The sequence below is a fragment of the Prochlorococcus sp. MIT2302 genome, from assembly GCF_059772385.1.
Genome location: NZ_CM186285.1, coordinates 1,851,164 through 1,874,245, shown reverse-complemented (window position 1 = coordinate 1,874,245; position 23,082 = coordinate 1,851,164). Strand labels below are relative to the sequence as shown.

Here is a 23,082-nt window from a genome sequence, read left to right as displayed (position 1 = left end):
TCCTTATATTGTTTATATATTCTAATTTAAAAAACACCTGACAAAACAATTTAAAATTTCTGGCCAAATGGTCTTAAAAATGATTCATTAGGCATATAAAGAGGATGCAAAGGGTTTCCTTTCTTACTTAGACCCAAACTTAATATACGTTTAGGACAATTATTTTCAGTGGACTTTAATTTTGAAATATGTTTAATCATTTCTAGTACCTCATGATCACGTCCATTTAATTGACCTTTATCACCCCAGCCCAGCCACAAATCACAATTAATATTTTTCTGCCAAAACTGTAATGTTGCTAGGGTAATTAAATCATTATTTCTGCCAATTGGATCTTTGCTTTTTGATAACTGTAAGGGAGACTTTGAAATTAATCCGAATAAATTTATTACATAAATATTCCTATAATTCCATCTTGAACAAAAATTAATTATCCTTGTGAGAGTCCTATCAGTCTTAGATGAATTAGCATTTGAAGGGTTTAAGCCGATAAAAACTACCGTCTTTTTACCAGTCAAAGACTCTCTTTTTAAGATCCATCGATAGTGACTGCATTTACTAAACAAGCAAAATGACAAAGAAACTTAACCCTAAATCATTACTATTAATTTAAATCATCTTTCTAGCTAGATAAAATCAAATTTGATCCTATAAGAATAGTAAATACAATAATCAAACCTGCAATAGCCATTCGACCATTCCATATTTCAGCTTGAGGAGTGAATCCTCTTTTCCAAGAATTAATTTCACTTGAGCTTGCAGGCCTAGTGGATTTATGTGTTTCATTTCCTTGATTTAAAGACATAAGAAAAAATTAAATCATCAAAGAATTAATTAAAAAGGAGGCTTGGAATCGTAAAGCAAATTAGATTTTTCTAGAGGCCATCGAGCTGAAACACCTAATTCCATTGAACTTTTGGTGCTATTTGAAGATAACCTTAACAAAGCTGCCGCCCCAATCATTGCAGCATTATCAGTACAAAATTCCATGGGGGCAAGCGCAACCTTAATTGAATTTTTAGATGCTTGAGAAATCATCATTTTCCTTAATCGCACATTTGCCGCAACCCCTCCAACCAAAACAAGAGAATTTAGACCTTGATCAAGAGCACAACGCAGACTCCTCTCGACTAAAACCTCAGCTACCACCTGTTCAAAGCTCGCAGCAATATCTTCTACTGGTAGTTTTTTGTTTTCCGACTTTAGCTTTTCTATCTGGCGAAAAACAGCAGTTTTCAAACCACTAAAAGAAAAGTCATATGGATAAAAACCACCGCCTGGCTTAGATACTCTACCTTTTGGAAATAAGAATTTTTTGGGATCTCCAGATTCAGCTTTTTTTTGAATAGCTGGCCCCCCTGGATAAGGTAGACCCAGAAGTCTAGCAACCTTATCAAAAGCTTCTCCAGCCGCATCATCATGACTTCTACCAAGACGTTGATACTTATGCTGAGCATCTACTTTGATTAATTCAGTATGACCTCCACTTACCAATAAGACTAGGAAAGGAGGTTGTGGATGATTTTCCGATAAATAAATTGATGAAAGATGGCCTTCCAAGTGATGTATTCCTAAAAATGGAATTTGATGCAAATTAGCTAAAGTTCTCGCCGTAATTGATCCAACTAAAAGTGAGCCTGATAATCCTGGAGTAACAGTTGCTGCTATCGCATCTATATCTTTTATCTGTAGTTTTGATTTTGCAAAAACTTTTTCAATTAAAAATGGAAGATTTTCCAAATGTCTTCTTGATGCAATTTCTGGAACCACGCCACCCCAATTGGCGTGTTCCTCAACTTGTGAAGCTATTTCATTAGCCAACAAATCAATTTTTCCTTTTTCATTAGAAACTAAAGCTGCCGCGGACTCGTCACAACTTGTTTCGAGGGATAAAATTATTGACATTTATCGCTAGTTATCCACTAAGTTTAATACTGAAATCCCATTAAAACAGGGCAACAGATAAAAATCTGAACTCATGAGTCGTCTTTTATCAATTCTGCTTTCAACATTCCTTTTCTTAGGAATAGCTCCAATAGCTAACGCTAGGCAAGGCCCAGCACTAAATGCTGACAGAGCTCCTACAGATTTTACAGCTTCTGCTCTAGTGCCTTGTTCTGAGAATGCCCGTTTCCAAGAAAGAGCAAGCGCAGCGACAACAGATCAGGCAATAAAAAGATTCGAAAGATACAGCAAAGCTCTATGTGGCGATGACGGACTTCCTCATTTAATAATTGGTCCTCCTCTTGAGCCCTGGGGTGCATGGTTTAACAGAGGTCATGAGGGAGATCTTCTCATCCCAGGAGTAATGTTCATTTACATAGCCGGAATTATTGGTTGGTCAGGAAGGGAATATGTAAGAGCTGTTAGAGGGAAAAAGAATGCTGCAGAATACGAGATTATTATAGATACCGATTTAGCTTGGCAATGCTTAAAAAGAGGGGCTGCCTGGCCTTTACAAGCCAATAGAGAGGGCAAGAATGGTGAGCTAAGAGAAAGAGACAATAATGTCACTCTTAATGGTCCAAGAGGATAAACAATTATTTATCAAATTAAAAATCACTTAAAAATTTTCAATCATGTTTCAATTATTCCGTACCAAATGGTTTAGATCCGCTCCAGTGGTAGCAACAATTTGGATCTTTATTACAGCAAGTATCATTGTTGAATTCAATAGATTTGTTCCTGACTTACTTTTCCACCCAATGTCTTTTTAAAATCTAATTAATTGGATTTAAGTTTTTAATCCCATTAAGCCTTCAATTTCCTTGAAGGCTTTTTCTATATCTTCATTGATAACTACTGCGTCAAACTCTTTTTTCGCAATAAGCTCTTTATTTGCTATTGCTAAACGATCCCTAATAGATTTTTCAGTCTCGGTTCCTCTCCCTCTAATTCTTTTTTCAAGTTCTGACAAATTTGGTGGTGCTAAAAATATTTGTAATGCCTCAGGAAAAGATTTTCGAATTTGTCGAGCACCCTCTAATTCAATTTCAAGAAGAACATTAGTTCCTTCTTCAATTTTTTCTTTAACTATTTTTTTGGGAGTTCCATATAAGTTGTTAGAGAATGAAGCCCATTCCAGAAAACCGTTTTTATCTATTATTTCTTGAAAATTTCTCTTTTCTAAGAAAAAATAATGCTCTCCCTCTACTTCTCCAGATCTTGGCTGGCGAGTAGTAGCAGAAATTGAAAGCCATACATCACTATGACTTTCGAGGATTTTCCTAACAATTGTTCCTTTACCTACCCCGCTTGGGCCAGTAATAACAGTAAGATTTCCTAAAGAAGACATAACTGAATGGTATCTAATTTACCTACCAAAGGTTAATTACATTATCTATTAAATTAAAAGGATGATAGATGAACAAAGTTCCAATTCAAATAATGGACTTAACAACCCTTAAAGCGGTTGTATTTGAACTTAGCCAAGATATAGTTCCAAGTCGATTTGAAAATGCACAGCAAATTGATTCAAATACTGTTCAATTAGGATTTAGAACCATTGAAAGACTCACATGGATAGAAATAAGTTGGCTTGCTGAATCCCCAAGGATTGTATCAATACCGCCTCCAATAAGATATGGTGAAAAAAGTACATTAGCGAAACAATTAAAACATTTATTAGTCAATTTAGCTTTAGTTGAAATAAAGCAAAATGGTTTCGAAAGAATAGTAAGGTTTAGATTTTCTAGTAGACCTGGGGAGGAAATAGAAAAAGAATTGGTAGTTGAACTCATGGGAAGGCACAGTAATATTTTACTTTTAGACAGAACAGGTAAAGTAATTACTCTTGGGAAAAAAATAAAAGAGAGTCAATCAAGATTAAGGCCAATAGGAACAGGAGATATCTATACTTCACCTCCACCTCTTAAAGGATTAACACCTGAATACTCTGAATCATTCTATTCATGGAAAAATAATATATGCTTAGTACCATCAACATTTAAGAATAGTCTTAAAGATACTTATCAAGGAATAAGTCCTGCTTTAACATTACAAATTGCAAGCAATAGTTATAACGATGCACTTAAAATAATAAATCAACCAGTAACAAGTATTGAATTAAAAACATGGAAAGCAATATATAAAAAATGGAAAAATTGGCTATTAGACATTGAGAATAATAATTTCACGATTAATTTCAAAGGCCCAACGGATTTCATTGTGTGGGGGCAAAGAAAATCAAATCATCAAGATACAAAAATAGGGCTAAAACTTAGTATCTATTATTCAAATAAGATCGCAGAAAGAAAAATAAAATCTATTAGAGAAAAACTAAAGCAAGATCTCGAGAAATCAAAAGTTGATGAAATAAGAAAACTAAATAATCAGGAATTCCTAGTTAAAAATATTTCTGAATATATAACAATGCAAAGCAAGGCAAGAAACCTTCTCACCTTACAACCTCCAACAAAAAAGCAAATAATTGAAGCTCAAACTCTGTTCAAAAAAGCTAAAAGAAAAAAAAGATCTAGGGATTCAATTTTAAATAGAATCGATTTCCACAAGAAAAAAATATCAGAGATTGAATGCTGTGAATCATTTCTTGATTCATTTCTATACGAAAAAAATGAGGATCTTAAAAACAAACTAGATTCAATTATTGAACTTAAAGAAGAAATAGAAGAATATGTTTGCATCAAAAAAAACAATTCTAAATTTAAATTAAATAAAAAGAAGGGAAGCTCATCAAACATAAAAGAGATCCAAAGTCCTAGCGGTCTAACAATTCAAATAGGATCTAACAACAGGCAAAACGAATTAATAAGTTTAAAGAAAGGGAAAAAAGGAGATATTTGGTTTCATGCTCAAGAAATACCCGGTAGCCACATTGTACTTAAATCATCAAATGGACTTGCAGATGAAAAAGATATTCAGTTAGCTGCTGACCTGGCTTCTTTTTGTAGCAGGGCCCGAGGTAGCAAGTTAGTTCCAATTATAATGACCCCAATTGAAAATCTACAACGAATTTCAGGAACCTTACCTGGAACGGTTAGCTATAGAGGAGGCATGGTGATTTGGGGCAAAGCAGAGCGAGCACAGAAATATTTCCACCACAAATGAACTTCAATGAATTAATATCAACTTCATTAGACAAGAAGAAAAATGATTGACTTTTTGCTGGGGACTCATGAATTTCTAGGCAATCATTCTTTCCCCGAATTTTTAATTGGATATGCATTTGGAGCAGCACTAATTATTGGGGCTCCAACAGTATTCCTTTTATTAGCATTTACCAGCGCTTTAATGAAAACCAATGGGAAAATGGGTGGCTACAAAGAATATGCTAGTTATGGTGAATCATCGCTGAATGATTGCCCTCCTTTCATATTGCCTGACCCAACAAAAACCAAATAAATTAATTTTCCCTTATGGACTAATAACCAAAAGTTTATATAATTAGTTTTTTTAAATATCTAGATAAAATTTATTACATGCTTGAAAACTCAATTTTCTACTAAAATAAGACTATTAACTAAATTAAACTGAATAGCTCCAACAAAAAAGAAAATATTTTTAAAGCTCCTCCTCCTATCAGGATAAAAGGGAAAGAGGGTTCAATTGAGCTATCTGATTCACTTGAGATGCCTTTAGTCGATCATCTCGAAGAACTTCGCCAAAGGATCCTAAAGAGTCTCATTGCAATTCTTCTATCTTCAGGTTTTTGCTTACTATTTGTTAGGAGACTTGTACAAGCATTAGAGATACCCGCAGGAAAAATACAATTTTTACAGGTAGCACCTGGAGAATTTTTATTTACTTCAATAAAAGTTGCAGGTTATGGCGGGCTTACTATTTCTCTCCCATTCATCCTTTACCAATTTTTAAAATTCATCTTTCCTGGTCTAACTAAAAAAGAGAAACTTCTCATAGCTCCCTCAGTTGCAGGTTCAGCAATTTTATTTTTCTTAGGAATTTTCTTTGCCTGGAAAGCTTTGATACCTGCAGCCTTGGGATTTTTAATAAGTTATGGTGCCGATGTTGTTGAGCCAATCTGGTCAATAGAAAAATATTTAGATTTTGTCCTTCTACTTATGCTTTCGACTGGGTTAGCCTTCCAGTTGCCTATTCTTCAATTCATTTTAGGTTTCTTTGAAATAATTTCTTGGAAAAAGATGTTATCTACATGGAGATTAGTTGTTATGGCCTCAGCCATCGCAGGAGCTGTTTTAACTCCATCAACTGATCCAATAACGATGCTTCTTCTATCAACATCGATAACTTTTTTGTTTTTTGTTGGAATTGGGTTAGTTGCTTTAACAACAAATCTCAAAGGACAAATTCATCCATCCTCGGATCCATAGGCAAAGGTAAAGTGATAGCTCTGCCTAGTCTTGGTTTTGCTTGAACATTTTTTAACCATTTCCTTACAAAATCAGATTGACCTGCTCGATTAATAATTTCTAAGGTTCGATTCAAATTTTCTTTATAGGTCTCTTCATCCAGCGGGAAAGATTGCTGTTCTAGGAACCCCCACATCATTTGTAAATAAATCCTGTCTCTTTTTACTAACAATCTCAAATCATATGTTACTCCCCAACGCCTTCTTAAGCACTGCATTACTTCTTCTGGCTCCAGTGGAGTTGAAGAAGAGGAATGACCAGAATTTGACCAATTAAATTCAAAACTCATTTCAAAACCTAGTCTTCGCGGAGATTAATAACCCTTTATGTGTCCATTCTGGTCTAATATCTACGTATAGGTGAACGTCTGTAATGACACAAATGACAACTGCAGATGTGCCCTCAATGGGCAGAAGGCAGTTCATGAATCTGCTTACCTTTGGAACGGTTACAGGGGTAGCTTTGGGAGCCTTATATCCAGTAGCCCAATATTTCACACCATATAGGGCAGGAGGCGGCAGCGGTGGAACGAATGCAAAGGATGAGCTAGGTAATAATGTAAGTGCAAGTGGTTGGTTAGCAACCCATCCAGTTGGTGATAGAAGCTTGGTGCAAGGACTTAAAGGTGATCCGACTTACCTTATAGTTGAAGGCGAGGATGCAATTACTAGTTACGGAATTAATGCGATTTGTACTCACCTAGGTTGTGTAGTTCCATGGAATAGCGGAGCAAATAAATACATGTGTCCATGTCATGGAAGCCAATACGATTCGACAGGGAAAGTAGTTAGAGGTCCAGCACCCTTATCTCTGGCAATAGCTCATGTTTCAGTTGAGGATGACCAAGTTCTCGTAAGTCAATGGACAGAAACTGATTTTCGAACTGGTACTGATCCTTGGTGGGGTTGATCAATAAATGAAAAAAAACTTCAATACTATTTCTAAAATCATGAGTCGTTCATTAAAACTTTTTCTCTTCTCTGTTTTTATTGGTTTTTCAATATTTATAGTTCCTCAACCAACTTGGGCATACCCTTTTTGGGCTCAACAAAAATTTGAAAATCCCAGAGAGGCAACGGGAAAAATTGTTTGTGCTAATTGTCATGTGGCAAGTATGCCTACAAGAGCTGAAGTGCCTCAGGCAGTTGCTGCTGATAGTGTTTTCAAAACAGTAGTAGAGATACCTTACAAAAAGGACTTGCAAGAGATTGGAGCTGATGGAAGCAAAGTTCCTCTCCAAGTTGGAGCAGTTGTAATGCTTCCAGATGGATTTAAGCTTGCTCCTCAAGAGAGATGGACTGATGAAATAAAAGAAGAGACACAAGGTGTTTACTTCACTCAATACAGCGAGGACCAAGAAAATATACTTTTAGTAGGTCCTTTACCTGGAGATCAAAACAGGGAAATTGTATTCCCTGTTTTATCTCCTGATCCAAGAAAAGACAAAAATTATAATTTTGGAAAGTATTCAATTCACGTAGGAGGGAATAGAGGAAGGGGGCAAGTTTATCCGACTGGTGAAAAAAGCAACAATAACTTATTCACTGCAACAAATTCAGGGACAATTACTTCAATAGAGACTAATGAAGATGGAACAAAAATAATTAATCTAAACAATGAAGAAGGCGAAAGTTTCACTGAAAATCTTCCTGCAGGGACTTCATTATTAATAAAAGAAGGTGACACTATTGAGAAAGGTGAAAGATTAACTGAAGACCCAAACGTTGGAGGTTTTGGTCAACTTGACAAAGAAATTGTTTTACAAAGTAAAGCAAGAGTTATTGGAATGATTATTTTCTTTATAGGAGTTGGGTTATCACAAATAATGCTTGTGCTTAAAAAGAAACAGGTAGAAAAAGTACAAGCTGCAGAAGGAATATAAATTCAAATAATTAATGGAGAATATATTAATAGCGCTTAGATCGCCTGGGCCGGAGTTGGTTCATTTAGGCCCTTTTTCATTGAGGTGGTACGGTTTGTTAATAGCTATTTCAGTTTTGGTAGGCCTTAATCTATCTGGTGAATTAGCAACCAGAAAAGGATTAAAAAAAAGTCTAATAAATGATTTACTCCCTATTTTAGTTCTGGCTTCAGTAATCGGTGCAAGAATTTATTATGTAGCATTTGAATGGAAAAACTACACAGGTAGAAATTTCTGGAGTTCAATTAATTTTCTCAATTTCAATATACCAATACCAACTGCTTTGGAGATATGGGGAGGAGGAATCGCGATTCATGGTGCTCTGATAATGGGCACATTATCTGTAATATTTTTTTGTCGTTGGCGTAAAGAATCTTTTTGGGATGTTATTGATGTTTTAGTTCCTTCAGTTGCATTAGGCCAAGCAATAGGTAGATGGGGAAATTTTTTTAATAACGAAGCTTTTGGAATTCCTACTAACTTACCCTGGAAATTATTTATACCTTATGAATTTAGACCTGAAATATTCTCTTCACAGACTTATTTTCACCCTACCTTTCTTTATGAATCATTGTGGAATATTTTTGTTTTTGGAACATTAATTTTTCTTTTTAAAAGGTCAAATAACAATGAACTTAGGTTACCCTCTGGCAGCCTAAGTTGCATTTATCTAATAAGCTACAGCTTAGGAAGAGTTTGGATAGAAGCCTTAAGAATAGACCCTCTCTGCTTAGGAGGAACAGCGCCTTTTTGCGAAGGCGGTGTACGAATGGCACAATTGATTAGCTTATTTTTAATGAGCTCTGGTTTGTGGGGAATATGGAGACTTTATATTTCAAAAAAAGCACTTCCCGATCCTTCATTAATTAATGGGAGAAAGAAATGAGTTCAATTTCAATTGTCGGAGCGGGGCCAGGTGCTTTAGACTTGATGACAATCAGGGCTCAAGAAAGGTTAAAAACAGCTGAGGTTTTAGTTTGGACAGACTCTCTAATTCCTATAGAAATAACAAAAATTGTTAAAGATGATTGTGAAAAAATAAAGACAAGTTCATTAACTCTTGAGGAGATCATTTCAATCTTAATTAAAAAGCACAGGGAAGGTAAAAAAATTGTTCGTTTGCATGATGGTGATCCTTGCTTGTATGGAGCAATATCAGAACAAATATGTAGATTAAATGATGAAGGTATTGAGGTAGAAATAGTTCCTGGATTAAGTGCCTATCAAGCAACAGCGGCAAAATTAGGATTCGAGCTAACAATTCCAGATTTAACACAAACAATAATACTCAGTAGAGCAGATGGCAGAACAGGTAAACCAGAGAAGGAAAGCCTTCAAAAGCTAGCATCTATTCAGTCTTCTTTATGTCTTTACCTAAGTGCAAGACATGTAGAAGAAGTTCAATCTATTCTTATAAAGTATTACCCTGCTAATACTCCTGTCGCTATTGCTTATAGAGTAACTTGGCCAGACGAATGGATAAAAGTTATACCTTTGACTGAAATGGCAAAAACCTCTAGAGAAAAAAAATTAATTAGAACAACGTTATATATAATTAGTCCAACATTAAAGCTAGCTAATCAAAGATCAAAACTTTATAGTCCCACACATTCTCATTTATTTAGGCCTAACTAAAGTGAAAGAAGTAATAAACCTATTTCATAAGTATTCAAAGATAAATTAAAATTATCTTTTCGAGATGTAAGACTTTACAAACCCTTTAGAATAAAATTAACAACAAAAATTTTTTTTTAATTGGAAAAAAGTGATGGCATCAAAAGCGATAAATCCTATATCGCAAATAAAAAATCTCCCTTACAAAAAGTTGGTGAATTCCTAAGGGAAGCAAGGCAAGGCAGAAATCTTTCAGTAGAGGATTTATCCTCATCACTTAGAATTGGGAAAGAGCAATTGGTCGCACTTGAAGAAGGTGATGAACAATCACTTCCTGAAAAGGTTTTTATAAGAGCAATGGTTCGACGGATAGCTGAGAAATTGAACTTAGATACAAGTTTTGTTCTTGATGAACTGAATGACAAGAAAAAAAATGTAGCGAAGCCGACTCCATTAATTAAAAAGAAAAATGCAAGGAAGAAAAAAAATTTCAGCCCATTTGTTTTTATGTTTTTGTCTGGATTCCTAGGATTATTTACTTCATTAATTGCACTAAAATACATACAAAGTTTTCAAAATGATTCAATTAATAATCCCCAGCAAAGTAATATCTTTTCATTGGAAAGAAAAACATATTTTTAAAGTATTTTAAAGTATATTTATATCAACATCTTTAACTTTTTTTACTAGTAAAAGTGCCTTCTTAAGACTCCATTTCTCAAGATCTAAATTCTGACCTAATTCATTAGGAATCAATTCTATATCAACTTTGTTATTGTTAGTTTTAATCACTATCTTTGATATCAAAGGTTCTGGTCTTCTATCCAAAGCGCATGAAAGGCGAAGAAGTAAAGACATTTCATTTACTAAGTTTTTATGTCTTTCATATATCAAAGATTGCCAAGATTCATGTCTTTTTTTAGGAAAACTTTTCCTGTGATACCTAGCAATAGCGGCGACCATCAAATGCTCAGCTTGAGAGTAACCCAAGAGCTCTCCATGCCTTATTAAATACCACGAATGCTTATGATAAGCTCCAATATTTATATGTTTACCACAGGCATGAAGCCTGGCTGCTGCCCACAAAAGATCTCTACCTTCACCATTATCATGATGCAAAACCCCTCGGGTCTTATCATAAAAAGTAAGAGCAAATTCCGAAACTCTTTTTGATCTTTTTGAGTTAACACCAAATCTTTTTGATTGATGTATGACTGTTCTTTCTCTTATTGACCCTTGAAAGCTCAACTGATCTTTTAAATAATTATTACGACACATCCAATCAACTACCAAACCTTCACGAAGAGCTCTTTCACTTAAAACAATCTCATTAACATTCACCATATTCATTATCGTTTGCAAAATCAAAGCCCCCGGGACAATAATCTCAGATCTTCTTTCACTTAATGAGGATAAATTACTCCTCTCAGAAGGTGTCATTTTTATTAATTGACTTACAATAATATCTAAATTTTTTTTGGAAATTTTATAACCTTGCAATTTTGACTGAATATGATTTTCTTTATTAGAGATTAATTCCCCAATAGCCATGGCAGTTCCACTAGTTGCCACTAAGACGGGTTTTTCTCCTACTTCAATTCTCTTAGATATCTTATCAATTGCTGACTCCATAGAGCCTCTAATAAATGACCTTAAAAATAATTCAGTCTGAGAAGATATCGGATCTTTTTTAATAAATTCTCTTTGTAATCGTACTGCTCCAATCTTTGTACTTGTTAATGCTCTTGCCTCAGATCTATCAGCAAGGATTAATTCTGTCGAACCTCCTCCAATATCAAGAACTAAATGGGGTTTATTCCCAAATTGCATCCCGGAAAGGACACCTAGATAGATCAATCTTGCTTCCTCTGCTCCGCTTATCAATTCAACATCTAAGCCTATCTTATTTTTTATCTCAGATATAAAGATTTTTCCATTTGGTGCTTCTCGTACCGCACTTGTAGCAGCAATAAGAAGGCTCTCAACTTTATAGCTTTCTGATAAGTCCTTAAATCTCTTTAATGTTGAGAATGCCCTAGTCATAGCAATGGATGTAAGTTCTCCATTGACAGGATCTCTCTCTCCAAGTCTTGTCGTTGATTTCTCAGCAAGTTCAATACTAAAAGTATTTAATTTTGGCTCAAGCTTTGCAATTAAGAGATGCGTTGAGTTAGTGCCAATATCTATTGTTGCTACACGGCATAACTCACTATCTTGATTCTCCCCAAGATCCAATTCGATAATATTCCGTTTAGAGGAATTATCTATTGAGTCACCTAACATATATTAGTAGGTTTAACCTCAATACTCTGACACTCTCAGCACCCCATTGAGAAGGCCTTATAAATGATTATCAATTTAAATTTTCGTGAGTAATCTTCTTACAAAAAAAATGAGATATTATTTTCAACTTCTTAGATGGAATAAACCCAGCGGAAGATTGATACTTCTAATTCCAGCTGGCTGGTCTCTTTGGTTAACCCCCTCAGCTCCCCCAACCATATTTATTTTGATATTGGTAATTTTAGGTGGATTATTTGTAAGTGGTGCTGGATGTATTGCAAATGATATTTGGGACAGACAATTTGACAAAAAGGTGAGGAGGACAAAAGAACGACCATTAGCTAATGGGAAGGTATCTCTTAAGGCAGCATGGATACTATTAATTTCAATGTTGTTTTTTAGTCTTATCGTAGTTCTATATATCCCGACAGAAAGTAGAAATTTATGCCTTCAACTTGCAACACTCTCATTACCTTTTATTCTTCTGTATCCATCAGCAAAAAGATGGTTTAAATTTCCCCAACTTATTCTCTCAATTTGCTGGGGGTTTTCAGTTCTGATTCCCTGGGCAGCAAGTGAATCCTCATTAGCAGGAGGGCTCCCATTGTTGTTTTGTTGGTTTGCAACAATATTTTGGACTTTTGGCTTTGATACTGTTTACGCGATGGCCGATGAGATTGACGACAAATTAATTGGTCTAAACAGTAGCGCTATCAGTCTTGGGAAAGGATCAATAAAAACCGTTTCTTTTTGCTACTTTTCAACCTGTTTCCTTTTAGCTTTTGGTGCTTTCAAAGCAAATTTAGGATTAACGTTTTGGCCTTTTTGGTTGATAGCAGCATTGGCAATGCAAAGAGAAGTTATCTTATTAAATTCAAAACCAAAAGGTATTAAAAGTTCAGGTTCGCATTTCAGTAATCAAGTTCGAATTGGCAGCTTTTTACTTCTCGGCATGGTGTTAAGCAAGCTTATTTAATCAATCTCTTCAGTGATATTCGCAAATGACTGCCCCTCTAAAAAAAGGCGATCTTTTCCACATAGTTGCCGCAAGTTCGCCAATAAGTAAAAAAGAAGATCTACTATCCGGAATAAAAGTCCTTGAGGATTGGGGGTTAATATGCAACGATTTCGATGCAGTAGATAGATCATGGGGATATTTAGCAGGCAATGATGAAGTTAGATTCAATAACTTACACTCAAATAATCATTACCCTCTTTTAGCTTTTGCTAGAGGTGGCTGGGGATCGGCGAGATTACTTGAAAAAAAACAACCATGGAGAGAAGGTTGGTTGATTGGATTTTCTGATTTAACTTCAATACTTCTTGCACGGCTCGCAGGTGGGTTTCAGGGAGGAGTTCATGGTCCCCTTATTACAACCTTGGGTTCCGAACCAGACTGGAGTAAAAACAGACTTAAATCAATTTTGTTTGGTAATTCTGTACCAGATATTTATGGAGACCCATGGGGAGGCGGCATCTCAAAGGGGCACCTAATAGTTGGCAACCTCACCGTACTCACTCACTTGATAGGGACTCAACATCTACCAAATTTCAACAAATCAATACTAATCATCGAAGATATAGGAGAGGCTCCGTATAGAATCGACAGAATGCTAACTCACTTAAGATTGGCTGGAGTTTTACAACAGCTGTCTGGCCTAGGTTTTGGCTCTTTTACTTATTGTGATAACGAGGTAGACGTCGAGGGAACCAAGACGTTTGAGCTTCTTGATATTTTCAAAGATCGAACACAAGATCTTAAAATTCCAATTGTTTCAAATTTGCCAATCGGACATTGCCGTGGGAATGCATCACTTCCACTAGGTAGGCAAGCTATCTTGAATGGCGACTTAGGGAGTCTTAGTCTTTTAAAGTAGACAATAAAGACTCTGCAATCACAAGATCAAATGGAGTTGTCACTTTAATATTCGAAGGTCCAGCATCATATATTTTCACTGGTAATTCCAAGCGTTCAAATAAGGATGCATCATCGGTTACATCCCACCCTTTTGCAATTGCCTCACTATGTGCATGCTTCAGTTTGTTTACGGGAAAACCCTGAGGTGTCTGAGCAGACCACAAATCTGAGCGAGGAGGGCTCTCAATAATCTCACCATCTTTATCAACCTTTTTAATTGTGTCCGTTACTTTTGACGCGGCAATAACAGCTTGGCCCTTGGAAACAATCTTTGAGATTTCATCGAAAACAAATGATTTCACCAAGCATCTTGCTCCATCATGAATCAGGACAGACTTAGCATCACTGGGAAGAGCAGCTAATCCCAACTGAACTGACTGCTGTCTTGTTGATCCCCCATTAATCCATTGAATTGACTTTACTGAGTTATCAAAAATTGAACATATTGAATTTTTGTCTTTCGGTTGTCCAATAATTCCAATCCAAGTAATTGTTTTAGAGTCGAAAGCTGCTTTCAAAGTCCACTCTAAAACCGTTTTACCTGCAACCATCAAAAGGAGTTTATTTCTATCAGCACCCATTCGATTCCCACTTCCTGCAGCGGCAATTAACAAATGCACAACTAATTCCTCTCTATTGATTATCTATTTAATATATTCGACGGCAAAAATGACTATTTTTAGTGTCTTAGCTTAAAGTCTTTTCAAAAAGCAAGTGACTCAATAGTAAGTTAAATAAAATAAATATTCGATTCTAACAATCTTAAAACCATAAAATTATGACATTATCAAATTTACTTGAAGGTCAGACTGCAATTGTTACTGGAGCCAGCAGGGGTATTGGTAAGGCTATTGCAATTCTTTTAGCAAAAGAGGGAGCAGAAGTAATCATCAATTATTCTTCATCTTTGGAGAATGCAAATAAAGTGGTAGCAGAAATAAGTTCTTTTGGAGGGAAGGCATACCCTCTTCAAGCTGATATTTCTGATGAAAATTCAGTAAATGAATTAATCAAAACAGTTTTGGGGAAAAATAATAAAATTGATGTTTTGGTCAATAACGCAGGTATAACTAAAGATGGACTTCTAATGAGAATGAAAACTAACGATTGGCAGAAAGTTTTAGATCTTAACTTGAGTGGTGTTTTTTATTGCACAAGAGCTGTGTCTAGGCAAATGTTGAAGCAAAAAAAAGGAAGGATTATTAACATAACTTCTGTGGTGGGGTTAATGGGAAACCCAGGGCAAGCAAATTATTCTGCAGCCAAGGCAGGAGTAGTAGGTCTTACACAAAGTGCTGCGAAAGAGTTCGCAAGCAGAGGAATTACTGTAAATGCAGTCGCACCAGGTTTTATTTCAACTGATATGACAAAAGATCTAAATAGCGGATCAATTCTTTCTGCTATTCCGCTTGGACGATTCGGAAATCCTGAGGACGTTGCAGGGGCAGTTAGATTTCTTGCAGCAGATCCATCAGCAGCCTACATAACCGGCCAGACAATTCAAGTTGATGGTGGAATGGTTATGAGTTGAGCTAATTTCAATTTTGTATGGGCTGACCTAATTCATCTCTCAATCTTCTTATCCTTTGCAATAATTTTAGTCTTCTACTTCTCGCCGTAGCCGTAAGAAATATCCTCAAAGGGAAATAAATCAAAGTCATAGTCCCGGCCAAGCCAGCCATGAGAATAAAAAATAAAGCCCCAGGGTCATTCATATGTTGACACTAACTACCTTCTGCAAAAATTGGGAATAATTTATGATTTACGATTCGGCTTTCCCCACTTATTTAGCCTCCCCTAATGTGTGTTTCCTATGGGAGATTAAGATTAATTCAAACCAAATATGGCAAAACTTCTAAGTTTTTCGGACGAATCACGTGGTGCTCTAGAAAAAGGAGTAAACAATTTAGCTAATGCTTTAAAAGTCACAATTGGACCTAAGGGTAGAAATGTAGTTATTGAAAAAAAATTTGGAGCCCCAGATATCGTTAATGATGGAGTAACTATCGCTAAAGAAATAGATCTTGAAGATCCTTTTGAAAACATAGGAGCAAAGCTTATTGAACAAGTTGCTTCAAAAACGAAAGAAAAAGCCGGCGATGGCACAACCACTGCAACAGTTTTAGCTCAATTCATGGTTCAAGAAGGGTTGAGAAACACTGCAGCCGGAGCAAGCCCAATCGAATTAAGACGGGGCATGGAAAAGGCAGTAGCTCAAGTCGTTAATGATCTTAAGGAAAAAAGCAAATCAGTCAGTGGTGATGCTATTAAACAAGTTGCAACAGTGAGTGCTGGTGGAGACGAGGAAATAGGTTCAATGATTGCAGATGCAATAGACAAGGTCAGTTTTGATGGAGTAATAACAGTTGAAGAATCCAAGTCTCTAGCTACTGAGCTAGATATCACTGAGGGGATGGCTTTCGATAGGGGTTATAGCTCACCATATTTTGTTACTGATGAAGATCGCTTGATTTGTGAATTTGAAAACCCCTCAATATTAATAACTGACAAAAAAATTTCATCCATCACCGATCTCATTCCAGTTCTGGAAACTGTTCAGAAGAATGGAACACCCTTAGTAATTCTTGCCGAAGAAGTAGAAGGTGAAGCATTAGCTACGCTTGTAGTAAACAAAAACCGCGGGGTTTTACAAGTGGCAGCAGTCAGAGCCCCCTCATTTGGCGAGAGGAGAAAAGCTGCCCTTGGAGATATTGCTGTGCTTACTGGCGGTACATTAATAAGCGAAGACAAAGCAATGAGTCTTGAGAAAGTTCAAATCTCTGATCTAGGTCAAGCCAGAAGGGTAACGATTACAAAAGACAGCACAACAATTGTCGCAAATGAGAATCAAACCACAGAATTATCTAATCGCATTGCCTCTATAAAGAGAGAGCTTGATGAAACAGATTCTGAGTATGACCAAGAGAAGTTAAACGAGCGAATCGCTAAGCTTGCAGGAGGTGTAGCCGTAATAAAAGTAGGAGCTCCTACTGAAACTGAATTAAAGAACAGAAAGCTGAGGATTGAGGATGCTCTAAACGCAACTCGTGCAGCTATTGAGGAAGGGATTGTTGCAGGCGGTGGAACAACTCTATTAGACTTAAGTGAAGGGCTTGAAGATTTATCCAAAAAGCTTGAAGGTGATCAAAGAACCGGAGTTGAAATCATAAAAAGAGCATTGTCGGCTCCAACTAAACAGATAGCTATAAATGCTGGATTTAACGGAGATGTTGTTGTCTCAGATATCAAGAGATTAGGTAAAGGCTTTAACGCACAAACTGGAGAGTATGTTGATTTACTTGAAGCAGGAATATTAGATGCTTCAAAGGTAATACGTCTTGCTCTTCAAGATGCTGTTTCAATAGCCTCACTTTTAATAACAACTGAAGTTGTTATTGCAGACAAACCTGAACCACCAGCAGCACCTGGTGCTGAAGGCGGAGACCCAATGGGCGGTATGGGCGGTATGGGCGGTATGGGCGGTATGGGCGGTATGGGCGGTATGGGTATGCCAGGAATGATGTAAGGAAGTGAAAAGGTCTATACTTTTAAATTAAAAAAGATCAAACATCAAATTAAACTTATTTTCTTAATAACCACTTCCTGAGATAACTATATTTAGGTTTTGGTGGTAGAGGTATCAAAGCTTGAATCTCAGAATTAATTTTCTTGTCTATGATTGAACTCTTAGACTTGTATTCATCATTTTCTTTATTAATTATGTCATAGGATTTCATTTTAAACGATTCATCAATCCCATCCTCAGTTGGCTTAAGTTCTTTGGTTTTGATTTCTTTTTCTTTAGTATCGTTATTATTGATATTATTTGGTTCATCAGCTTCAAAAGAATTTTCTTCTAGTTTATCTATGTTTTGATTATTTAAATTATTAGGTTTTTTATTCAACTGGTTTAAGTCTAGATTTTCCAATTCTTCCAAACTTTCGACTCCAAAACGATGTGCCCATTGAGATTTCAGGAGGGTGTATAAATTACTGTCATTGGCCTCTAGAGCGTCTATGATTTGTTTTTGTAGGTGATACTTTCTAGACTCCAAGGTTCTTCTGAATCGCTAGAATAAGATTATCAAGCAAGTTTGCGATTTAAAAGAGGTCTAATAAGAAAAAACAACCCTATTGTAAGAATAAATAGAATTAATAAGCAAGAATATCCATTTATTTCTCCATAGGGAGCGTTGATTAAAACTAAATTTAGATCTACAGAATTTTTATATGCCATTCGTATCGGTTCAATCGCAAATGTTAATGGATTTATTGATGCCATCCATCCAAGCCATTTAGGCATGAAAGATATGGGGGCCAAAGCTGTGCTTGCGAAAAGAACAGGTAAATTAGCAATAAAGATAATCGCAATTAGCTCTATATGTCCAGGCAATATAAAGGCCAATCCAAGACTTAAACCAGTTATTGCAAATACCAATAACAATAGGGTTATTGCTATCAGAAGGAAACCTCCCAGACTTGGCCAGCCATAACCTAAAAGAGCAGAAGTTGCCATTATTGCGAAACTCTGCAAAAGGCTAATAGAAGTTATATAGATGACTGAAGAAATTACAATTGAACTCCTACTTGTCAATGGAGCAACTAACAATCGATTAAGGAAACCAAATTCTCGATCAAACATCACAGGTAGTCCTGCATTAAGAGCTCCACTAAACGCAGTAAAGACTATTAAACCCGCGCCAAGAAATTCTCCATAGCTACTGTTCCCTGGCAAAAAATCTATGGGAGCATTAGAGAATAACGCTGCAAAAAGCAAAAGCCATATTAAAGGCTGAAGGATTCCTGCAAATAATGTTGAAGGTCTTCGAATTAGTTGAATGAAAAGCCTCCATGTCAATGCAGAAGTCTCTTGTAACATTTCATTCAAATCATTTCTAGATTGCTTATCCTTAGGAATTGATGGATTAGTAGTGATCATGTTTTTAATAATTTAGGAGTAATACAATCAATTAACGCATCGATTTCTTTTTCTCAAGATTTAAATCTCTTTTACCAGCAAGTTCTAATTCAGCGTCCATAAGAGTTTTACCAGTTGCTTGCAAATAAACATCATCTAAGCTTGGTCTACTGTGAGAAAGTGCAAAGACTTCAAAATTTTCTTTTGAAAGATGACTCGACAGATTTGAGATAACATTATTACTTTTAACTAAAAAATTTAAAGAATATCCTTGCTTTTGATTCACTACTACATTTGATACGCCATTGATATTTTTAATTAATCTCCTTACAGATTCAGCCTCTACTTCATCACTAAATTCTCGAACCCTAAGCGTAACTCTGTCACCACCAAGTTCTTTTTTTAAATCATCTGGTTTTCCACATGCAATGACTTTTCCTTTATCAATAATAGCCATCTCATCTGCCAACTCATCTACCTCCTCGAGATAATGACTACTTAAAAGAATAGTAGTTTCCTTATTTCTAAGTTCCTTCAATAATTCCCAAATAACTGATCGACTTTCTATGTCCAACCCAACAGTAGGTTCATCAAGAATCAATAATTCTGGTTCATGCAACAATCCTGAGGCAAGATCAAGTCTTCTTTTCATTCCTCCCGAAAAAGAACCACATCTTCTATCAATCCATTCATGCATATCTAGTCTCTGAATTAATTCGTCAATTCTCTTTCTCTTACGTTTGCTGTCTAGATGATAAAGGTCTCCTTGAAGCTGCAGCAATTCTCTACCTGTAAGTATTTTATCGATTGCAACATCTTGAGCGACATAACCCAATTTGCGCCTAATTTCTTTTTCCTCAAGCAAAGCATCAAGTCCCCCAACCTCAACATGACCAGAATCAGGGGAAAGAAGAGTACAGATAATTCTAATTGCAGTGCTTTTCCCTGCTCCGTTTGGGCCCAACAAACCATACAAAGAACCTTTTGGAACTTCAAGGTTAAGTCCATCTAGAGCCCTGACAGGACCATAAGACTTAAATAAATCTCTTAGTTGGATGAAAAACATCTAAAAACAGATTGCCTAAAAACAAGTTAATATCACCTAGCAAAGTCTAATTAATATCACTAAGCATGGTTATAAAGTTTTTATTTTAATTTTATAGATTTACGAAAATATCATTGAAGAGTCTTTAATTAAAGCTATCAACTGATCATTAAAAACAATTGATACCTCTAATCTACTAATAACAAGCAAAAAACAAACTCCAAACATATAAAGAATAGACCACCTAAACAAACCCTTAGCCCTATCTAAGTCCTCTGGATCATCTCTTAATCTGGAGACCAATTGAAGAAGTCTTGAATTATAAGGTAGTAATAACATTCCATATAACAAGCCTCCTGCGGGCAAGACAAAGCACCCTAAAAAACTTAGAAAGACTGTTAGATAGCCATAAACAGATATAGCTTTTGCCGTAACGAATGGGCCACTTACTGTTGGGAGCATAGGTATACCAACAGATCTATAGTCCTCTCTTAATAATATGGCCAGAGCCCAAAAATGTGCTGGAGTCCAAACCATTACCAAGGAGAATAGCCACCAACCACCCAACCCAATATGGCCTGCTGCTGCCGAAGCTCCTACAAGAGGGGGAATTGCTCCAGCGACTCCTCCGAAAACTATATTTTGAGAAGTTCTAGGTTTTAAGAATGCTGTGTACAGGAGAACATAACTACAAAGTCCTAAAAGAGTAAGTCCTGCTGCTAAGCAGTTAACTCCACTTACCAAAAGAGTTGAAGCAGCAAGTGTACAAGCAATTGCTCCAATAAAAACAGAAGACTGAGAAAGGCGACCAGAGGGCAATGCTCTATTACTAGTGCGTTTCATTCGCTTATCAAGGTCTTGCTCCCACAAGCAATTAAGAGCTCCTGCGGCTGCAGCCGCAAGAGCTCCTCCACCCAAAGTGCATGCCAATCTTGGAGAGGGTAATGGCCATTCCTCCGAAAGAGCCATTCCACCAACAGTGGTTGCCAGTAATAGAGGAATTAATCTTGGCTTGGCAACCTCTAACCAAGCTGGAAGTTTAATACGCTTTCTAGAAGGAACAATTTCCTCGCGATTAACGGGCTGTGAAATTACATCTGATGTAGAGCTAACCATGACATGTCTCCAAAGTTGATTGATTTAAAAGAAATGATTGAGAAGATTCATCAATTCCTCTACCTTTAAAATTCAATGCTGCTATTACGGCCACTAACAAGCAGGCAATTAGTTGATGACCAATTATAAGACCAGGTTGACTCATGCTTAGATGAATAGAAAAAACACCTAATAAGATTTGTAAGATGATCAAAAAAACAATTGTCAAAAGATAAGGCCACTGCTTAGCAAGAACATCTCTCTGAAAAGATGAAACAATTACGAATAAAATCACCAAAAAGCTAACTAGGACAGCACTAGTACGGTGCATTCCTAAAAGATTGCAAGAATCTCCAAAAGCCAAGCATCTTTGAGCTGACCACGAGGTTGCCACCCGACTACCTAATAAAGACTGAGCTACAACTGAAAAAAGAGATAAAAATCCAAAGGAACGAAGCCAAAGTGGAAAAAGTGACTTACCAGGGTTGAGTAGTTGTTGAGTCACGCTACTCATAATTGCAACAAGAGTGAGTGCAACTGCAAGATGAGCCATGACGATTAAAGATGGCAATAGCTGCAGTACCGTCAAAGCACCTAAAAAACCCTGAAAAGCAACCAATAAAGTTAAGAATCCATAGGTCCAAGGAAGCCATGTAGGTAAAGTTCTTGCCCAGCGTAAAGACAGCACAAATTGAGCAATTAAAGCAATCCCTACAAAAAATGCATCTAAACGATGAAACCATTCCAAGAAGACTTGTAAGTTCATTTGCCTCCCAGGCAAAAAAGACCCATAACATAAAGGCCAGTCTGGGCAAGCAAGGCCAGCCTCCATAACTCTTGTTGCACCTCCAATCACGACAAGAGTGATCAGTGCAACTACCACATGAGCGGCAAGTTGGCCCAATCTAAAGAGTGGCTTTGTTGGATAAATAACCTGCACGTATGCAAAAATCCATCAAGATCATTATTAATTCAACGTAGCGATTACTTTGTACACGTCACCTGAATACAAGGACTGCAACATAAAGATTGTCTTTTAAAAAAAATTATTCATCTTGAATTAACAATTAGCCGATACATTAGTTACTTTTGCCCATAACCTATAAATAGAACAGGAGATCTTCTTGCCGAAACTGACGGGCATCTTAACTCTAACGTCAAGTTTAATTCTTGGCGTAGCAGGAGTTTGGATGGCGTACAACGTCAATATGCTTCCCGTGAGCGCGAGCGATAATGCTCCTGTTTATGATGAACTATATCGAGTCCTATTCATTATTGGCTGCATACTTTTCATAGGTATGACTGCTTTAGTAATTTATAGTCTTATTCAATTCCGTCGCAGGCCTGGAGAAACTGGTGACGGGATTGACTTAGAAGGTAATATTTCTTTAGAAATCTTTTGGACAGCAGTTCCTGCAATTGTTGTTTTATTTGTAGGTTTATATAGCTACGATATTTATGATCGAATGGGTGGCATGCAACCTTTAATGCATGATCACAGTGGTCAAATGGATAATCAAGCCGGGAGGTTTTGGGGAGGTATAGGTTCTGGGCCAATTGAATCTTCATCCACAAAAAATTCATCTTCATTACCAATTGAGTTAACTGCAATGCAATTTGCTTTTATTTTTCACTATCCAAAAGGAGATATTATTTCTGGCGAACTTCATGTTCCTGTTGGAAGAGAAGTTAATTTAAGAATGGAGTCTAAAGATGTAATACATGCTTTTTGGGTGCCTCAATTCAGACTCAAGCAAGATGTAATTCCAGGCCAACCAACGATTTTAAATTTTACTCCTACAAAAGCAGGTAATTACCCAATTGTTTGCGCAGAATTGTGTGGCCCTTATCATGGTGGGATGAGATCAAACGTAATAGTTGATGAACAAGAAGACTTTGATAATTGGTTAAAAGAAAACTCTAAAGAGTCAATTTAGATTT

General features: G+C 36.3%; 28 protein-coding genes. 15 read left to right on the top strand and 13 right to left on the bottom strand.

The genetic code is table 11. From position 1 onward, the window contains the following. Positions 1–50: 50 nt before the first annotated feature. From AC6EI2_RS10810 to tsaD, 3 genes are all read right to left on the bottom strand, one after another. Positions 51–518 (bottom strand): DUF1643 domain-containing protein, encoded by a 468-nt coding sequence (locus AC6EI2_RS10810; protein ID WP_498462318.1) that lies wholly within the window; start codon positions 516–518, stop codon positions 51–53. 104 nt (positions 519–622) lie between these two features. Then, positions 623–805 carry a high light inducible protein gene (locus AC6EI2_RS10805; protein WP_498462317.1) on the bottom strand — a complete coding sequence of 61 codons (183 nt, stop codon included), beginning with the start codon at positions 803–805 and terminating at the stop codon, positions 623–625. 29 nt (positions 806–834) lie between these two features. Further along, positions 835–1,905 (bottom strand): tRNA (adenosine(37)-N6)-threonylcarbamoyltransferase complex transferase subunit TsaD, encoded by a 1,071-nt coding sequence (gene tsaD, locus AC6EI2_RS10800; protein ID WP_498462316.1) that lies wholly within the window; start codon positions 1,903–1,905, stop codon positions 835–837. Between the two features lie 73 nt (positions 1,906–1,978). Between tsaD and AC6EI2_RS10795 the strand changes: the two genes are divergently transcribed. Next, positions 1,979–2,536, top strand: coding sequence for a Photosystem I reaction center subunit III (locus AC6EI2_RS10795; RefSeq protein WP_498462315.1), 558 nt, complete (start codon positions 1,979–1,981; stop codon positions 2,534–2,536). A gap of 43 nt (positions 2,537–2,579) precedes the next feature. Further along, positions 2,580–2,717 carry a photosystem I reaction center subunit IX gene (psaJ, locus tag AC6EI2_RS10790; RefSeq protein ID WP_498462314.1) on the top strand — a complete coding sequence of 46 codons (138 nt, stop codon included), beginning with the start codon at positions 2,580–2,582 and terminating at the stop codon, positions 2,715–2,717. Between the two features lie 17 nt (positions 2,718–2,734). On the opposite strand, the gene gmk is transcribed toward psaJ, so the two are convergent. Further along, positions 2,735–3,295: a guanylate kinase gene (gene gmk / locus AC6EI2_RS10785; RefSeq protein ID WP_498462313.1), complete on the bottom strand. Its 561-nt coding sequence runs from the start codon at positions 3,293–3,295 to the stop codon at positions 2,735–2,737. Positions 3,296–3,363: 68 nt separating this feature from the next. Here gmk and AC6EI2_RS10780 point away from each other — a divergent pair, with 68 nt between their 5' ends. The 3 genes from AC6EI2_RS10780 (at position 3,364) to tatC (ending at position 6,308) form a co-directional block, all read left to right on the top strand. Then, positions 3,364–5,067, top strand: a complete 1,704-nt coding sequence (locus tag AC6EI2_RS10780; RefSeq protein ID WP_498462312.1) for an Rqc2 family fibronectin-binding protein — start codon at positions 3,364–3,366, stop codon at positions 5,065–5,067. A 42-nt stretch (positions 5,068–5,109) separates the two neighbouring features. Further along, positions 5,110–5,361: a hypothetical protein gene (locus tag AC6EI2_RS10775; RefSeq protein WP_498462311.1), complete on the top strand. Its 252-nt coding sequence runs from the start codon at positions 5,110–5,112 to the stop codon at positions 5,359–5,361. A 227-nt stretch (positions 5,362–5,588) separates the two neighbouring features. Beyond that, positions 5,589–6,308, top strand: a complete 720-nt coding sequence (tatC, locus tag AC6EI2_RS10770) for a twin-arginine translocase subunit TatC (RefSeq protein WP_498462310.1) — start codon at positions 5,589–5,591, stop codon at positions 6,306–6,308. On the opposite strand, the gene AC6EI2_RS10765 is transcribed toward tatC, so the two are convergent. Then, positions 6,274–6,636: a DUF3067 family protein gene (locus tag AC6EI2_RS10765; protein ID WP_498462309.1), complete on the bottom strand. Its 363-nt coding sequence runs from the start codon at positions 6,634–6,636 to the stop codon at positions 6,274–6,276. The genes tatC and AC6EI2_RS10765 overlap by 35 nt on opposite strands. Positions 6,637–6,719: 83 nt before the next feature. Here AC6EI2_RS10765 and petC point away from each other — a divergent pair, with 83 nt between their 5' ends. The 5 genes from petC (at position 6,720) to AC6EI2_RS10740 (ending at position 10,524) form a co-directional block, all read left to right on the top strand. Beyond that, on the top strand, positions 6,720–7,256 hold the full coding sequence (gene petC / locus AC6EI2_RS10760) for a cytochrome b6-f complex iron-sulfur subunit (RefSeq protein WP_498462308.1): 537 nt from the start codon (positions 6,720–6,722) through the stop codon (positions 7,254–7,256). 7 nt (positions 7,257–7,263) lie between these two features. Beyond that, positions 7,264–8,229, top strand: a complete 966-nt coding sequence (gene petA, locus AC6EI2_RS10755) for a cytochrome f (protein ID WP_498462307.1) — start codon at positions 7,264–7,266, stop codon at positions 8,227–8,229. A 13-nt stretch (positions 8,230–8,242) separates the two neighbouring features. Next, on the top strand, positions 8,243–9,154 hold the full coding sequence (gene lgt / locus AC6EI2_RS10750; RefSeq protein WP_498462306.1) for a prolipoprotein diacylglyceryl transferase: 912 nt from the start codon (positions 8,243–8,245) through the stop codon (positions 9,152–9,154). Beyond that, positions 9,151–9,903: a precorrin-4 C(11)-methyltransferase gene (gene cobM, locus AC6EI2_RS10745; protein WP_498462305.1), complete on the top strand. Its 753-nt coding sequence runs from the start codon at positions 9,151–9,153 to the stop codon at positions 9,901–9,903. The genes lgt and cobM overlap by 4 nt, the downstream gene beginning before the upstream one ends. Before the next feature lie 120 nt (positions 9,904–10,023). Beyond that, positions 10,024–10,524, top strand: coding sequence for a helix-turn-helix domain-containing protein (locus tag AC6EI2_RS10740; protein ID WP_498462304.1), 501 nt, complete (start codon positions 10,024–10,026; stop codon positions 10,522–10,524). A gap of 6 nt (positions 10,525–10,530) precedes the next feature. Here the strand turns inward: AC6EI2_RS10740 and AC6EI2_RS10735 are convergent, their stop codons facing one another. After that, positions 10,531–12,165, bottom strand: coding sequence for a Ppx/GppA phosphatase family protein (locus AC6EI2_RS10735; protein ID WP_498462303.1), 1,635 nt, complete (start codon positions 12,163–12,165; stop codon positions 10,531–10,533). 109 nt (positions 12,166–12,274) lie between these two features. Between AC6EI2_RS10735 and AC6EI2_RS10730 the strand changes: the two genes are divergently transcribed. Together AC6EI2_RS10730 and AC6EI2_RS10725 are read left to right on the top strand one after the other, a co-directional pair. Then, entirely contained in the window at positions 12,275–13,141 is an 867-nt protein-coding gene (locus AC6EI2_RS10730) for a 4-hydroxybenzoate polyprenyltransferase (protein ID WP_498463492.1), read from the top strand. 25 nt (positions 13,142–13,166) lie between these two features. After that, on the top strand, positions 13,167–14,042 hold the full coding sequence (locus AC6EI2_RS10725; RefSeq protein WP_498462302.1) for a S66 peptidase family protein: 876 nt from the start codon (positions 13,167–13,169) through the stop codon (positions 14,040–14,042). Here the strand turns inward: AC6EI2_RS10725 and ispD are convergent. Beyond that, positions 14,026–14,703: a 2-C-methyl-D-erythritol 4-phosphate cytidylyltransferase gene (ispD, locus tag AC6EI2_RS10720; protein ID WP_498462301.1), complete on the bottom strand. Its 678-nt coding sequence runs from the start codon at positions 14,701–14,703 to the stop codon at positions 14,026–14,028. The genes AC6EI2_RS10725 and ispD overlap by 17 nt on opposite strands. 158 nt (positions 14,704–14,861) lie before the next feature. Between ispD and fabG the strand changes: the two genes are divergently transcribed. Beyond that, entirely contained in the window at positions 14,862–15,614 is a 753-nt protein-coding gene (fabG, locus tag AC6EI2_RS10715) for a 3-oxoacyl-[acyl-carrier-protein] reductase (RefSeq protein WP_498462300.1), read from the top strand. 7 nt (positions 15,615–15,621) lie between these two features. On the opposite strand, the gene AC6EI2_RS10710 is transcribed toward fabG, so the two are convergent. Continuing rightward, on the bottom strand, positions 15,622–15,798 hold the full coding sequence (locus AC6EI2_RS10710; protein ID WP_158466132.1) for a hypothetical protein: 177 nt from the start codon (positions 15,796–15,798) through the stop codon (positions 15,622–15,624). A gap of 128 nt (positions 15,799–15,926) precedes the next feature. On the opposite strand from AC6EI2_RS10710, the gene groL reads away from it, so the two are divergent. Beyond that, positions 15,927–17,609: a chaperonin GroEL gene (gene groL / locus AC6EI2_RS10705; RefSeq protein WP_498462299.1), complete on the top strand. Its 1,683-nt coding sequence runs from the start codon at positions 15,927–15,929 to the stop codon at positions 17,607–17,609. A 55-nt stretch (positions 17,610–17,664) separates the two neighbouring features. Here groL and AC6EI2_RS10700 read toward each other — a convergent pair whose 3' ends face one another. From AC6EI2_RS10700 to AC6EI2_RS10680, 5 genes are all read right to left on the bottom strand, one after another. After that, a complete protein-coding gene (locus tag AC6EI2_RS10700; RefSeq protein WP_498462298.1) occupies positions 17,665–18,138 on the bottom strand; it encodes a hypothetical protein in 474 nt (157 codons plus the stop codon). A 29-nt stretch (positions 18,139–18,167) separates the two neighbouring features. After that, a complete protein-coding gene (locus tag AC6EI2_RS10695; protein WP_498462297.1) occupies positions 18,168–19,022 on the bottom strand; it encodes an ABC transporter permease in 855 nt (284 codons plus the stop codon). Positions 19,023–19,053: 31 nt separating this feature from the next. After that, positions 19,054–20,067: an ABC transporter ATP-binding protein gene (locus AC6EI2_RS10690; protein WP_498462296.1), complete on the bottom strand. Its 1,014-nt coding sequence runs from the start codon at positions 20,065–20,067 to the stop codon at positions 19,054–19,056. 99 nt (positions 20,068–20,166) lie between these two features. Then, positions 20,167–21,162, bottom strand: a complete 996-nt coding sequence (locus AC6EI2_RS10685) for a heme o synthase (protein WP_498462295.1) — start codon at positions 21,160–21,162, stop codon at positions 20,167–20,169. Continuing rightward, the gene (locus AC6EI2_RS10680; RefSeq protein WP_498462294.1) at positions 21,155–22,081 is read right to left on the bottom strand and encodes a COX15/CtaA family protein; all 927 of its coding nucleotides are present in this window, start codon (positions 22,079–22,081) and stop codon (positions 21,155–21,157) included. The genes AC6EI2_RS10685 and AC6EI2_RS10680 overlap by 8 nt, the downstream gene beginning before the upstream one ends. Positions 22,082–22,265: 184 nt before the next feature. On the opposite strand from AC6EI2_RS10680, the gene AC6EI2_RS10675 reads away from it, so the two are divergent. Continuing rightward, positions 22,266–23,078, top strand: coding sequence for a cytochrome c oxidase subunit II (locus AC6EI2_RS10675; protein ID WP_498462293.1), 813 nt, complete (start codon positions 22,266–22,268; stop codon positions 23,076–23,078). The last annotated feature ends 4 nt before the right edge of the window (positions 23,079–23,082 follow it).